Below are 13,502 nucleotides of genomic sequence, written 5' to 3'. Positions count from 1 at the left end.
CTATTGTTAGTACAGCAAATTATTTACCTACGGCAACGTGCTAGCGCTCGCTGCCAGACTGGTAGCCTGAAATATTTTTTCTCAGTGCATCGATGGGGTTAGCACCAAAGCCCAGCCTGGCCAGTCCATTCAATTCCAGTTGTATGGAAAAGCCGGATGTATTGTTGACGCTGTTCGTCGCAAACCTTTGTGCCAGGAAGCGCAAAGACCAGCAATCTGCCTTGTATTCAAAGCCCAGCAAGCCATCCACCATCTTTTTATCCATCATGGAGTAATTGCTTCTACCCACCATATACCAGCGATCTGCCATCGGCCATTGAGCAGATACATCGACCTGCTCGAGGCTGTTGCGCTGATAACGGTATTCCAGGTTCAATACCTTTTTCGGTGAAGGCTGCCAGTGTATGCCGTAGTTGGCACGTACCGATTGCCTGTCAGTCTGGCTCAGTTGCAAAGCCATTTCACCACTGAGGGTAGAAGACAGCTTCCCGGTTGCTGCCAGCAACAGATCCGAACGGCTGGGGCTGACGGTGTTATCAAGCGTGACTTTTTGCGTATTAAAATAGAAACGCTGACCTATGGCCAGCTTCAGGCTTTCATCGCCATTACCTTCGATAAAACGCGAAATCAGGGCAGCGGTAATCTGGTTCGAATCACCTATCCTGTCCTGTCCGGTAAAGCGGTTTTCACTGAAAATCTGGGCAAAATTAAAATCGGCAACGGCACTGTCAAAGTTAGGCATGCGCGACTGATCGCGGTAAGGTGTATTCACATAGAACAGTCTGGGTTCCAGTGTCTGTGTCAACGCCTTGCCAAACATCTCTGTTTTGCGTTCAAACACCAGACCACTATCTACCGAGAAAGTCGGCACTACGCGATGGAAATCAGATTCCTTGCCTGGCTCAGGATTGACCAGATGATAATTAGTCGCGTGGAACGACACTTTGGGAATAACGAATAACCCGGCCTGCACCAGAGGCAAAGAAACCTGAGGATTGAACACCGCCCGGTCACCCCGCACCAGAGTCGGATGCCAGAAGCGCGTCAATATGCTATCCATGGACCAGTCCAGGCCAGCGACATCATGTTGCTCAGCATGCAACTGCAATTGCGGCAGCCTGTCATACGGGCGGGCTATCGGTGCCGCCAGATCTTGCAAAACCTGATAATTTGAAGTCCTGAGTGCCAGGTTCCAGAATGAGCCGTAATACGTCAGATTGGCTTCACGCAATAACAGGCGCTGCGCTGTTTTGGTAATGGTGCGCGAGAAATCGGCAGGATAATCATCATCCGAGGCTGAATTGATATTCCAGGTCAATTCCAGTTGCGGTAATAACTTCTGTGTGTGTATGGAGGCCACCGCATAGCGGTTAGTGCCAGTCACACGGTCATTAAGCAAACCTTCAACACTGGTTTCACTTGCATAGGTTTCACCCAGGTAGCGTCCCTCTATCCCCAGTTGCAGACCACGCCTGGCGATCATTTTGGGATAGATAGTCAAATCACGGTTGGGCGCAATATTAAAATAATAGGGCATCGTCACTTCAGGACCTCCCTTGGACGAAGCGCCAAATATGGGCGGCAACAAGCCAGAGTGACGCGCGCCCGACAATGGAAAGGTCAGGGAAGGCGTCGCCAGGATAGGCATGCCCATGAAATACAGGACAGACTTGCCAGCCACGCCTCTGTCGAGGCCGGTATCAAGGCTCAGGGTATCAGATTGCAAATACCAGTCAGGGTTGAGGCCTTCGCAAGTGCTATAGGTGCCGCGCGTGATCAGGGAACGTTCTTCATCCTGAAAATCAATACGTGCCGCATGTCCCTGGGCGTTATTACGCAAGAGTTTATAGACGGGATTGGCAACGTAACCGGAACTGGCATCAAGCTGCATGCGCAAAGCGTCACCTGTATAGCAATCACCATAGCGATTCATGCGTATCTTGCCACTGGCTTCTACTTCATCTTCCAGATTACGGTACATGGCTTCGTCTGCGGTGATGCGGGTGCCACCTTTGACGACCTCAACATCATGTTCAAACTTGATAAAGCGCTCTGGCCTGCCGGTAAACTTTTCAGCACGGACGGTGACTGGTGCATTCTTGTCGTCCTGCTTTTGCTTTTCGCTCAGTTTTTCAAGTTGCTTCGGGCTGGGCAAGGAATCTTTGGACGACTTGTCATCGGACTGTAGGGGAGTTGCCAGCGGGGTTACCAGCTGAGTTGGAGCCTGAACTTCTTCCGGCTTGGCAGTAATCACGTTCTGGGCCATCGCCTGAGAAAAGTAGGCAGGCACCAAAACCGACACCAGAATTGCCGGGATAGTAGGAAACAACAGCGGTGAGTGAGATAATACGGGTTTCCTGCGCATGAATTCAGTGGTCAATAAACGTTTTGCCAACAATGCTGGACGATGTCATACAGACAATATGCCAGAAATCAGTCGCCTATTATAGGTTAAATGCTGGCAAAACCACTTGAAGTATGCAGACAAACTAACTTCTATTAATATTTATACATGTCCTCCACAGCAATCCCAGTGAATTCTGCAGCATCTGCAGCGATCTCCCCCGAAAAAGAACAACGCAAGCAGGCGCTGCAAACCTGGCTTGCCGGTGTAAGCGGATATACCATGAAGCTGGACAGCATGCGTGCAGCCTCTGCTGATGCCAGTTTTCGTCAATATTACAGAATTGATACCGAAGACGGTCATAGTCTGATCGCTGTTGACGCACCACCCGCAACAGAGAATACCGCAGCCTTTATCAAGATGGCGAATCTCTTGAAAAGTATCAACCTGACTGTGCCTGAAGTACTGGCACACGATCTTGAACAAGGCTTCATGCTGGTCACCGATATGGGCATGCATACTTATGGCCAGGTCTTGAATAGTGACAACGCACACAAGCTGTATCTGGACGCGATAGACAGTCTGATCCTGTTCCAGGCGCAAAGTCAGGCCGATGTCTTGCCTGAATATGACAGGCCCTTCCTGCTGCGCGAATTGAATATTTTCAAGGAATGGTATGTAGGCAAGCACCTCGGCGTCACCCTGACTGATGCGCAAACGGCCACACTGGATAAAGTATTTGATCACCTGCTGGCCAGTGCACTTGCCCAGCCACAAGTGTATGTGCATCGCGACTATCACTCACGCAACCTGATGTGGATGGACAAGGGCAATCCCGGCATCATTGATTTCCAGGATGCCGTATATGGCCCTATCACTTACGACCTGGTGTCGCTGTTGCGCGACGCCTATGTACAGTGGGATGAAGAAATCGTGCTCGACTGGGCGATACGTTATTGGGAAAAAGCCCGCCGTGCAGGTTTGCCGGTAGCACCGGACATTGACAACTTCTACCGCGATTTTGAATGGATGGGCTTGCAGCGCCATCTGAAAATCCTCGGCATATTCGCCCGCCTGTCTCACCGCGACGGCAAGCACCATTACATAGGCGATATCCCTACTGTCATGGAATATGTGCGCAAGACTTCGCACCGCTACAAGGAACTGATCCCGCTGCTCCGTTTGCTCGATGAACTGGAAGACAATGCGCCGCAAGTTGGCTATACCTTCTGAGGCGGAGTAATAACAATCATGAAAGCCATGTTACTTGCCGCCGGGCGCGGCGAACGTATGCGCCCATTAACCGATGCCTGCCCCAAACCTTTATTGAAAGTGCGCGGCAGGCCGCTGATCGTCTGGCATATCCTGAACCTGGTGAAAGCCGGTATCACCGAGATGGTCATCAATCATGCCCACCTGGGTCATATGATAGAAGATGCTCTGGGTGATGGTTCACGCTTTGGCGCAAAGATACAGTACTCAGCCGAAGAGCAGGCGCTGGAAACCGCAGGTGGTATTGCCAAAGCCCTGCACTTGCTGGGGGATGACCCGTTCATTGTGGTGTCTGGTGACATCTATATCCCCCACTTCAATTTTGCAGAATGCCTCAATACCCTGGAAGAAAATGACCCATGGGGTAATCCACATCCGGCAGACAAACGCGATATCGCCTGGCTGTATATGGTGAAGAACCCCAGCTTCCACCCGACTGGTGATTTTGCCCTGACACTGATGGGTTTGTCGAATGAAGGCACGCCGCGTCATACTTTTGGCAACATCGGCGTGTATCGCCCGGAAATGTTTGCATCGATACGACCAGGTGACCATGCCAAGCTAGGTCCCCTGCTACGCGAATACATTGATGCAGGCCGCATAGGCGGCGAGCTGTACCGCGGTGAATGGCATAATCTGGGCACACCTGATCAACTTGAAGCGCTGAACGCGCCATTGAATTTCAAAGGATAAGCATGAGCATCAACACCACTAACTATTCTGCACGTCGCCAGCAACTGATGTCACAAATGCAGGCGCAAGGTGGTGGTGTAGCAGTCATACCAACTGCACGCGAATGGATACGCAATAGCGACAATCATTTCCCTTTCCGCCACGACAGCCATTTCTATTATTTATCCGGCTTCACAGAACCGGAAGCGGTCGTCGTGCTGGTCGCCACTACAGACAAACAGCAATCGATTTTATTTTGCCGCGAAAAAAATCCAGAACGTGAAATCTGGGATGGCTTTCGTTTTGGGCCTGAGGCAGCAGCAAAAGAATTTGCTTTCGATGCTGCTTATCCCATCGCAAATCTGGCAGAAAAATTGCCTGAATTGCTCAGTGATGCCCGCACGCTGTTTTACAGCGCCACACAGGAACCGCATATCGACAGTCAGGTGCAACAAAGCCTGCAAGCCGTGCGAGATAAGAGCCGCAGTGGCATCAAGGCACCCGGCATCACGGTCGATGTCCGTGAGCTGATTGATGAAATGCGCCTGTTCAAGGATGAGACAGAAATTGCGCTGATGCAGCGTGCCGCCAGCATTTCTGCTGAAGCGCATGCACGCGCCATGCGCAGCACCAAACCTGGAAAATTTGAATATGAGCTGGAAGCGGAATTATTATATGAATTCCGCCGTAATGGTGCGCAGGCACCTGCTTATGGATCCATCGTCGCTACTGGTGCGAATGCCTGCATCCTGCATTACCAGAGCAATCAGGCGCAGATCAGGGATGGTGATCTGGTACTGATCGACGCCGGTTGTGAATTCGATAGCTATGCATCCGACATCACCCGCACTTTCCCTGCCAATGGCAAGTTCAGCCCTGCTCAAAAACGTCTGTATGAAATCGTGCTGGCGTCACAACAGGCTGCTCTGGAATATGCCCGCCCGGGCTCACAATATATGGATGGCCACAACGCGGCTGTACGCGTGCTGACCCAGGGCATGCTCGATACCGGTTTGCTCGATAAAAACAAGGTAGGCAGCCTTGATGATGCCATCACCAGCGCAGCCTTCCGCCAGTTTTACATGCATGGCACAGGTCACTGGCTGGGGCTGGATGTACATGATGTTGGTGATTACCGGACTGCAGAAAAAACCGGCGATAGCGATATAAGATCTTATCGCAAATTACAGGCTGGCATGGTCATCACCATAGAACCCGGTATCTATGTGCGGCCTGCTGAAGGTGTGCCGCAAGAATACTGGAACATCGGTATACGCATAGAAGACGATATCCTGATCACAGCTAGTGGCCATTTGAATCTGAGCCGCGACACACCAAAAACCGTAGCAGAGATTGAAGCCGAAATGCGTACGCGCTGAAGGTGCAAAATAAAATGACTCATATCATCAATGATGTCGATATCGCGATCTGTGGCGCGGGCCCGGTAGGCCAGGCTCTCGCCCTGCTGCTCCAGCAACAGGGTTATGCAGCTGAACGCATAGCCCTGTTTGATGCCAAGACGGCCGGGCAGGCAGAACAGGATGCCCGTTCCATCGCCATCTCCTATGGCAGCAGGCAAATCCTGCAGGCGGCTGGTGCCTGGCCGGTCAAGGCAACAGCCATACAGGAAATCCATGTGTCACGCCGTGGTCACCTTGGCCGCAGTCTGATGCGGGCGAATGACTATGCAGTGCCTGACCTGGGATATGTAGCCCGCTATGGTGACATCATACGGCCACTGCAAGTGGCCATCGGCAATAGCGGCATACGCATACAGAGGCCGGTAAGTGTCAGCAATATCGAAGAAACTGCAGACCATGTACGCCTGACACTGATCCATGCAGACACTGGAGAAACCAGCCATGTCAGCGCCAGCATCGTCATACAGGCAGAAGGCGGCACTTTTGGCGACCAGGAACAGCGTAGCCAGCGCCATGATTACCAGCAAACCGCCATCATCGCCCATGTGAATACAGATGCCCAGATAGCCGGACGCGCCTTTGAACGCTTCACCGAACAAGGACCACTGGCCTTGTTGCCGCAAGAAGATGGCTATGCCCTGGTCTGGTGCGTGCGACCTGAGCAGGCTGAGCACTTGCTGACACTGGATGATCAGCAATTCAAACAAGCCTTGCAAACCGCCTTTGGCGACCGCCTGGGCAAATTCATCAAGACCTCGGCACGTCTGTCTTATCTATTGGGCTTGAATGCACAGGCGCATGCCACTGCACGCACAGTCGCCATCGGCAACGCCGCACAAACCCTGCATCCGGTCGCAGGGCAAGGCCTGAACCTTGGCTTGCGCGACAGCATGGTATTGGCACGCGCACTGACACGACATTTACATGACGCTGCCAGCAGCGATACTGCAACCGCCTTGCAAGCCTATCTGGCAGAGCGCCAGGCTGACAGGAAGCTGACCATACGCATCACCGACAGCATGGCCCGGGTATTTGCCAGCAGCCCTGATGGTTCATTCAGCCAGACCTTGCTGGGCCTGGGGCTGGGTGCACTGGATATGGTGAAGCCAGCAAAGCGGATGCTGGCAGAACAGATGATGTTTGGTTGGCGCTAAATGCGCACAGCGGCGCACTCAATATGATCAACTAGTTCCTGATCTCCAAAGCACGATTCAGGCTCAGCGCCGCTATTGAACAGGCTGCGCCGGATAGCAGGTACAGGCTGACATATTCCAGCCCGAAATGTGCCGACAAGCCCAGCGCCACCAGAGGGGCAAAGCCCGCACCGACCAGCCATGCCAGATCAGATGTCAGGGCAGCGCCGGTATAGCGGTATTTAGGCGCAAAATTGGAAGTTACAGCACCTGATGCCTGGCCATAAGACAATCCCAGTACACCAAAACCCAACAGGATAAAGAGATCCTGCCCAAACTCACTGCCACCCAACAAGGCTGGTACGAAACCACTCAGCACGGCGATCATCAGTGCCAGCGCAAATAGCATTTTGCGACGGCCAATACGGTCAGCGATCACACCAGAAATAATGATTCCCAGGATCATGAAGACGGCGCCAAACATTTGTATTTCCAGAAATTCGCTCAGTGAGCGTTTGGAATAAATCGTGATCCATGACAATGGGAACACAGTGACCAGATGGAACAGTGCATAGCTGGCCAAGGCCGCCAGTGCGCCTATGAGCAAGTTACGGCCTTGTGAGCGGGTCATCTCGACAATACTGGTTGGTTCCAGTTCGCGCTCATCGAGCAAATGCTTGTATTCGTTGGTAGAAACCAGGCGCAAGCGGGCAAACAAGGCAACCACGTTGATCGCAAACGCGACATAGAAGGGATAGCGCCATCCCCACTCCAGGAAGTCTTCAGTCGACAAATTGGCGAGCATATAGGCAAACAGGCCCGCAGCAATCATGAAGCCTACCGGCGCACCGAGTTGACCGAGCATGGCATACCAGCCGCGCTTGTTCTCCGGTGCATTCAAAGCCAGCAAAGAGGGCAAACCATCCCAGGAACCACCCAGCGCAAAACCCTGCCCTATACGCAGCAAGGACAAAAAGATGATGGAAGTTACACCCAGATGCGAATAGGTTGGCAGGAATGCAATACCAGCGGTAGATGCCCCCAATAAAACCAGGGCTATGGTGAGCTTGGCTTCACGTCCCAGATGCTTCTGGATTTCCATAAAGGCTACTGTGCCAAACGGGCGTGCCAAAAATGCAAACGAGAAGATCACGAATGCATACAGAGTGCCTTCCAGTCTTTGTTCAAATGGAAAGAAAACCTGGGGGAAAACCAGTACCGAGGCAAGTGCATAGACAAAGAAATCAAAATATTCCGACGCTCTGCCGATGACTACACCAATCGCGATTTCACCAGGGGCAATCGAAGAATGATCGGAATTAGTGTTTCTGACATTCCTGCTTTCAGAAGCTGTCAGATAGCTGGAAGGCAGTTCATTCTCGTTGGTACTGATGCTGGTCATAATGGCCCCTCAAATCTTGTCTCTAAATTTATAGTCTGGCACCTGTGCGATCTTTATTTTTGATGCTTATTTGAAAACTAGGACAAAACGTCCAATCGCCAAGGCCTTTTTGTAAAGGTACATTAGCACAAATTTCTATAATCATTGACCTATCTCAATATGATTCCCTTATTTGCACGACGCGGACTTGCTGTTTTTCCTGCAATTTTGTTGACGGCTTGCAACACGGTAGTAATGAATCCATCGGGTGATATTGCCTCTCAACAAAGCCATTTGATATGGGTATCCACGCTGTTGATGTTGCTGATCATCGTACCGGTGATCTTTCTGACCATCCTGTTTGCCTGGCGTTACAGGAAAAATAACACCTCCGCAAAATATGAGCCAGACTGGGATCATTCCACCCAGCTTGAACTTGTGATCTGGGGTGCGCCGCTGCTGATCATCATCGCCCTGGGCCTGATCACCTGGATCAGCACGCATACGCTGGACCCTTATCGCAAATTGTCGCGCCTGGATGAAAACCGCCCTCTTCCTGCTGATGCGAAAGTCCTCAACGTCGAAGTTGTGGCGCTGGACTGGAAATGGCTGTTCATTTACCCAGACCTTGGCATTGCCACAGTCAATGAACTGGCTGCCCCCATTGACGTGCCTGTGCGCTTCAAGATTACGGCATCCAATGTCATGAATTCCTTCTTTATTCCTGCGCTGGCTGGTCAGATCTATGCCATGCCAGGTATGCAGACTACGCTGAATGCCGTCATCAACAAGCCGGGACAGTTCGATGGCTTTTCGGCCAACTATAGCGGCGCAGGTTTCTCTGACATGCGCTTCAAGTTCCACGGCATGAGCGCGCAGAATTTTGAGCAGTGGGTGCAGGCGGCCAAAGCCAAGCCGCAAACGCTGGACCGTGCGACTTATCTGAAACTGGAAAAGCCGAGCGAGCGTGAACCGGTGCGCCATTACGCGAGTGTCGATGCAGATTTGTATCATGCCATTTTGAACCGCTGCGTTGCCACAGGTGAGGTCTGCATGGACAAAATGATGATGAGTGATGCAAAGGCAAATGCCAGAGCCTATGCTGCATCTGAAGCAAAAATGGATTTCACCAGGCTGTTTACGCAAGGCCTGGAACAAGATAACGCTGCACGCGTAGCACGATTGTCAGCCTATCTGGACGCTGACATTTGCAAAGCATCCCCCGAAGTGCCTCCTTTTATCATCGGAAATAAATGATGCAAGACCATCTCGATTTGACGAAGCTCATCTTCGGCCGCCTCTCATGGGACGTGATTCCCTTTCATGAACCCATCCTGCTGGCGACCTTTATCGCCGTCGCCCTCGGTGGCATAGGCCTTCTTGGCGCACTGACCTATTTCCGCGTATGGGGCACTTTGTGGCGCGACTGGTTTACCAGCATCGATCACAAAAAAATAGGCATCATGTACGTGATTTTTGCCCTCGTCATGCTGTTGCGCGGCTTTGCCGACGCCATCATGATGCGGATACAGCAGGCAGTGGCCTTTGGTGATGCAGCAGGCTTCCTGCCGCCACATCACTATGACCAGATCTTTACTGCGCATGGCGTGATCATGATCTTTTTCGTGGCCATGCCTCTGGTAACTGGTTTGATGAACTATGTTGTGCCACTGCAAATCGGTGCGCGTGACGTGGCGTTTCCTTTCCTGAATAATTTCAGCTTCTGGATGACTGCCTTTGGTGGCGGCCTGGTCATGGTGTCGCTGTTCGTGGGTGAATTTGCGCGTACTGGCTGGCTGGCATATCCACCGCTGTCTGGCATCATGGCCAGCCCGGATGTGGGGGTCGATTACTATATCTGGTCATTGCAGATTGCCGGTGTAGGTACTCTGCTGTCAGGCATCAACCTGATCGCCACCATCATTAAAATGCGCGCGCCTGGCATGACAATGATGAAGATGCCAGTGTTTACCTGGACTGCGCTGTGCACCAACATTTTGATCGTTGCAGCCTTCCCCGTATTGACTGCGGTATTGGGCATGCTGTCACTCGACCGTATGTTTGGCACCAATTTCTTCACCAATGATCTTGGTGGCAACTCCATGATGTATGTGAACCTGATCTGGATCTGGGGCCACCCTGAGGTCTATATCCTGGTCTTGCCTGCGTTTGGTGTTTTCTCTGAAATCGTCTCGACATTCTGTAGCAAGCGTTTGTTTGGCTATACCTCCATGGTGTATGCAACCGTGGTGATCACGATTCTGTCTTACCTGGTATGGCTGCATCACTTCTTCACGATGGGGTCTGGCGCGAGTGTCAATTCCTTCTTCGGTATCACGACCATGATTATCTCGATTCCTACCGGGGCGAAGATATTCAACTGGCTGTTCACGATGTACCGTGGCCGTATCCGTTTTGAATTGCCTATGTTGTGGACCATGGGTTTCATGATCACTTTCGTTATTGGCGGCATGACAGGCGTCTTGCTGGCAGTACCACCTGCTGATTTCGTTTTGCACAACAGCCTGTTCCTGATTGCCCACTTCCATAACGTCATTATCGGTGGCGTGCTATTCGGCATGTTTGCTGGCATCAACTACTGGTTCCCTAAAGCTTTTGGCTACAAACTTGATGACTTCTGGGGAAAATGCTGCTTCTGGTTCTGGACTATCGGTTTCTACTTTGCTTTCATGCCTTTGTATGTACTGGGCCTGATGGGTGTGACAAGACGCTTGAGCCATTTTGAAGATCCATCACTGCAAATCTGGTTCCAGATCGCGGCTTTCGGTGCGGTCCTGATTGCAATTGGTATCGCTTCCTTCATCATCCAGTTATATGTCAGCTTCAAGCGTCGTGCATCCCTGCGTGATGTTACTGGCGACCCATGGGGTGGTCGTACGCTGGAATGGTCAACCTCTTCACCTCCTGCAGCTTATAACTTTGCCTTTACACCAAAAGTCTATGATAACGACGCCTGGGCTGATATGAAGAGCAAGCAATACAGCAGGCCAACAGACGGCTTTGTACCTATCCATATGCCCAAGAATACCGGTGCAGGCTTCATCATCGCCTTGTTGAGCGCGGTGTGTGGTTTTGCCCTGATCTGGCAAATGTGGTTGCTGGCAGTCCTCAGTTTCATGGCGATGATGGTTGCCATTATCGTCCACACCTTCAACTACAAGCGCGACTACTATATCCCTGTTGCCGATGTCATCCGTACTGAAGATGAACGTACCCGCTTATCAGGTGCCAGCTATGTCTAATACTGCAACTTTTTCAAACGAAGGCGCCAACTTGAATACCAGTGCAACTTCTCAGCCTGGCAAATTTGTCAGCAGCGATTTTTATGTCAAGGAGCATCATCCGGAAAACGGCACCCTGCTGGGTTTCTGGCTTTATCTGATGAGCGATTGCCTGATCTTCGCCTGTCTGTTTGCGACCTATGCCGTACTGGGCCGTAACTATGCAGGTGGCCCTACCGGTGCAGAATTGTTTGACTTGCCGCTGGTCGCCGTCAATACATCCCTGCTGTTGTTATCGTCGATCACGTATGGCTTTGCCATGCTGGAAATGCAGCGCAAGCGTGTTAAAGCCACCTTGATCTGGCTGGCCATTACCGGCTTGCTGGGTACAGGTTTTATCAGTCTGGAACTGTATGAATTTGCCCACCTGATACACGAAGGCGCAGGCCCGCAACGCAGCGGCTTTTTGACCTCTTTCTTTGCCCTGGTTGGTACGCACGGCCTGCACGTGAGTTTCGGTATTATCTGGCTGCTTACCCTGATGTTCCAGATAGGCCGTCATGGCCTGACACCAGAGAATGGCAGGAGACTGATGTGCCTGTCCATGTTCTGGCATTTCCTGGACGTGATCTGGATCGGCGTATTTACCTTTGTTTATTTGATGGGAGTATTGCCATGAGCGCGCACCAAGAACACACGCCGCATGGTCACGACGGTCACGGTGGTCATCACGATAATCACCACGGACATACGCATGCCAACCATGGCAGCCTGAAAGAATACGCTACCGGATTCATGCTTGCAGTGATCCTGACCGCCATCCCTTTCTGGCTGGTCATGGGCAAAGTCATGAACAAGTCGAGCACGACAGGCATCGTCCTGCTGGTATTTGCAGCGATACAGATCGTGGTGCACATGGTGTATTTCCTGCACATGAATAGCAAATCCGAAGGTGGCTGGACCATGCTGGCATTGCTGTTCACCGGCATGCTGGTGTTTATCATGATGAGCGGATCGCTGTGGGTGATGTATCACCTGAATCACAATATGATGCCCGGCATGATGCATGAGACCGAAACAAAACCGCAATCGATCAATGCCGCGCCCATGTCCCGGCCTGCTGCGGACAATATCAAGTCCATGCCATCCATGCAATGAACGAACCTGAACAAGGAATTGCAGGAAAAGCGGCTGACCTGACACCAAAGACAGGTCAGCTCAGCCCACGATCTCGTCATTCACGCTTATTCAGACTGAGCTTCACGGCCTGCATGGCAGTTATTTTTGCAGGCTTCATTTCACTTGCTACATGGCAGGTGCTGCGTCTTCAATGGAAGCTCGATTTGATAGAGCGGGTTGAACAGCGCGTACACGCAGAACCTGTACCAATTCCCGGTTTTTCATTATGGCCACACATCAATACAAGTGCGGATGAGTACCGCCATGTGCAGGTCAGTGGCGTTTTTATGCATGAGAAAACCGTACTGGCGCAAGCCACGACAGAATTGGGAGGCGGCTTTTGGGTCATGACACCTCTGGCGACAGCAGATGGCACGACGATCCTGATCAACCGTGGTTTTATCCCGGAAAAAATGGCGGCGTCTTATCGAGCTTCATCAAAAAGAGATCGCGTCACTGCATCTGATATTGACACCATTCAAGTCACTGGCCTGTTGCGCATGACTGAACCGGGCGGAGGTTTTTTGAGGAAAAATGACCCTGCTGGCAATCGCTGGTATTCACGCGATGTGAACGCCATTGCTACTGCAATTGGCTTGACCAGGCCAGCCCCTTTCTTTATCGATGCCGATGCAAACCCCACAACCGATAAACACTATGCGCAGCAAAGTAACGGATCGGCAAACCAACCCATCGCAGGCCTGACCGTGATTCATTTTCACAACAACCATTTAATTTATGCCTTGGTCTGGTTTTCGCTGGCAGCCATGACGGCCGCAGCCTGGGCATATGTCATCCGGGATAGAAAAATGTCAGCGCCGTCAGCATAGGAAACACAGCATAAGCCAGGCTGGCATT

The 13,502-nt window shown here is 51.6% G+C and carries 11 protein-coding genes; 9 read left to right on the top strand and 2 right to left on the bottom strand.

Annotated features, from left to right (window positions below; translation table 11 throughout):
- Positions 1–40: 40 nt before the first annotated feature.
- Positions 41–2,365, bottom strand: a complete 2,325-nt coding sequence (locus AC3WQT_RS09300; protein WP_492703577.1) for an LPS-assembly protein LptD — start codon at positions 2,363–2,365, stop codon at positions 41–43.
- Between the two features lie 261 nt (positions 2,366–2,626).
- Between AC3WQT_RS09300 and AC3WQT_RS09295 the strand changes: the two genes are divergently transcribed.
- From AC3WQT_RS09295 to AC3WQT_RS09280, 4 genes are read left to right on the top strand one after another with little or no spacing between them, the layout of a single operon-like run.
- Positions 2,627–3,577: an aminoglycoside phosphotransferase family protein gene (locus tag AC3WQT_RS09295; RefSeq protein WP_492703653.1), complete on the top strand. Its 951-nt coding sequence runs from the start codon at positions 2,627–2,629 to the stop codon at positions 3,575–3,577.
- An 18-nt stretch (positions 3,578–3,595) separates the two neighbouring features.
- A complete protein-coding gene (murU, locus tag AC3WQT_RS09290) occupies positions 3,596–4,309 on the top strand; it encodes an N-acetylmuramate alpha-1-phosphate uridylyltransferase MurU (protein ID WP_492703576.1) in 714 nt (237 codons plus the stop codon).
- A gap of 2 nt (positions 4,310–4,311) precedes the next feature.
- Complete coding sequence (pepP, locus tag AC3WQT_RS09285; protein ID WP_492703575.1) at positions 4,312–5,667, top strand: Xaa-Pro aminopeptidase; 1,356 nt, start codon at positions 4,312–4,314, stop codon at positions 5,665–5,667.
- Between the two features lie 14 nt (positions 5,668–5,681).
- The gene (locus AC3WQT_RS09280; RefSeq protein ID WP_492703574.1) at positions 5,682–6,863 is read left to right on the top strand and encodes an FAD-dependent monooxygenase; all 1,182 of its coding nucleotides are present in this window, start codon (positions 5,682–5,684) and stop codon (positions 6,861–6,863) included.
- Positions 6,864–6,894: 31 nt separating this feature from the next.
- Here AC3WQT_RS09280 and AC3WQT_RS09275 read toward each other — a convergent pair whose 3' ends face one another.
- The gene (locus AC3WQT_RS09275) at positions 6,895–8,244 is read right to left on the bottom strand and encodes an MFS transporter (RefSeq protein ID WP_492703573.1); all 1,350 of its coding nucleotides are present in this window, start codon (positions 8,242–8,244) and stop codon (positions 6,895–6,897) included.
- A gap of 159 nt (positions 8,245–8,403) precedes the next feature.
- Between AC3WQT_RS09275 and cyoA the strand changes: the two genes are divergently transcribed.
- Genes cyoA through AC3WQT_RS09250 form a run of 5 tightly spaced genes read left to right on the top strand, consistent with a single transcriptional unit; the run spans position 8,404 to position 13,474 of the window.
- The gene (gene cyoA / locus AC3WQT_RS09270; RefSeq protein ID WP_492703572.1) at positions 8,404–9,480 is read left to right on the top strand and encodes a ubiquinol oxidase subunit II; all 1,077 of its coding nucleotides are present in this window, start codon (positions 8,404–8,406) and stop codon (positions 9,478–9,480) included.
- On the top strand, positions 9,480–11,486 hold the full coding sequence (gene cyoB, locus AC3WQT_RS09265) for a cytochrome o ubiquinol oxidase subunit I (protein WP_492703652.1): 2,007 nt from the start codon (positions 9,480–9,482) through the stop codon (positions 11,484–11,486). Before cyoA ends, cyoB begins: the two co-directional genes overlap by 1 nt.
- Positions 11,479–12,144, top strand: coding sequence for a cytochrome o ubiquinol oxidase subunit III (gene cyoC, locus AC3WQT_RS09260; RefSeq protein WP_492703571.1), 666 nt, complete (start codon positions 11,479–11,481; stop codon positions 12,142–12,144). The genes cyoB and cyoC overlap by 8 nt, the downstream gene beginning before the upstream one ends.
- A complete protein-coding gene (gene cyoD, locus AC3WQT_RS09255) occupies positions 12,141–12,623 on the top strand; it encodes a cytochrome o ubiquinol oxidase subunit IV (protein ID WP_492703570.1) in 483 nt (160 codons plus the stop codon). The genes cyoC and cyoD overlap by 4 nt, the downstream gene beginning before the upstream one ends.
- Positions 12,620–13,474, top strand: a complete 855-nt coding sequence (locus AC3WQT_RS09250; protein WP_492703569.1) for an SURF1 family protein — start codon at positions 12,620–12,622, stop codon at positions 13,472–13,474. The genes cyoD and AC3WQT_RS09250 overlap by 4 nt, the downstream gene beginning before the upstream one ends.
- Positions 13,475–13,502 lie beyond the last annotated feature (28 nt).

It is taken from the genome of Undibacterium sp. FW305-107 (assembly GCF_058788535.1).
The sequence above is the reverse complement of the archived record's forward strand: the minus strand, read 5'-3'. Positions and strand labels throughout refer to the sequence as shown.

Excerpts from the sequence above, each read along its gene's own strand:
- AC3WQT_RS09300 (WP_492703577.1), bottom strand. The coding sequence starts at position 2,365 with ATGCGCAGGAAACCCGTATTATCTCACTCACCGCTGTTGTTTCCTACT.
- AC3WQT_RS09295 (WP_492703653.1), top strand. The coding sequence starts at position 2,627 with ATGAAGCTGGACAGCATGCGTGCAGCCTCTGCTGATGCCAGTTTTCGT.
- murU (WP_492703576.1), top strand. The coding sequence starts at position 3,596 with ATGAAAGCCATGTTACTTGCCGCCGGGCGCGGCGAACGTATGCGCCCA.
- pepP (WP_492703575.1), top strand. The coding sequence starts at position 4,312 with ATGAGCATCAACACCACTAACTATTCTGCACGTCGCCAGCAACTGATG.
- AC3WQT_RS09280 (WP_492703574.1), top strand. The coding sequence starts at position 5,682 with ATGACTCATATCATCAATGATGTCGATATCGCGATCTGTGGCGCGGGC.
- AC3WQT_RS09275 (WP_492703573.1), bottom strand. The coding sequence starts at position 8,244 with ATGACCAGCATCAGTACCAACGAGAATGAACTGCCTTCCAGCTATCTG.
- cyoA (WP_492703572.1), top strand. The coding sequence starts at position 8,404 with ATGATTCCCTTATTTGCACGACGCGGACTTGCTGTTTTTCCTGCAATT.
- cyoB (WP_492703652.1), top strand. The coding sequence starts at position 9,480 with ATGCAAGACCATCTCGATTTGACGAAGCTCATCTTCGGCCGCCTCTCA.
- cyoC (WP_492703571.1), top strand. The coding sequence starts at position 11,479 with ATGTCTAATACTGCAACTTTTTCAAACGAAGGCGCCAACTTGAATACC.
- cyoD (WP_492703570.1), top strand. The coding sequence starts at position 12,141 with ATGAGCGCGCACCAAGAACACACGCCGCATGGTCACGACGGTCACGGT.
- AC3WQT_RS09250 (WP_492703569.1), top strand. The coding sequence starts at position 12,620 with ATGAACGAACCTGAACAAGGAATTGCAGGAAAAGCGGCTGACCTGACA.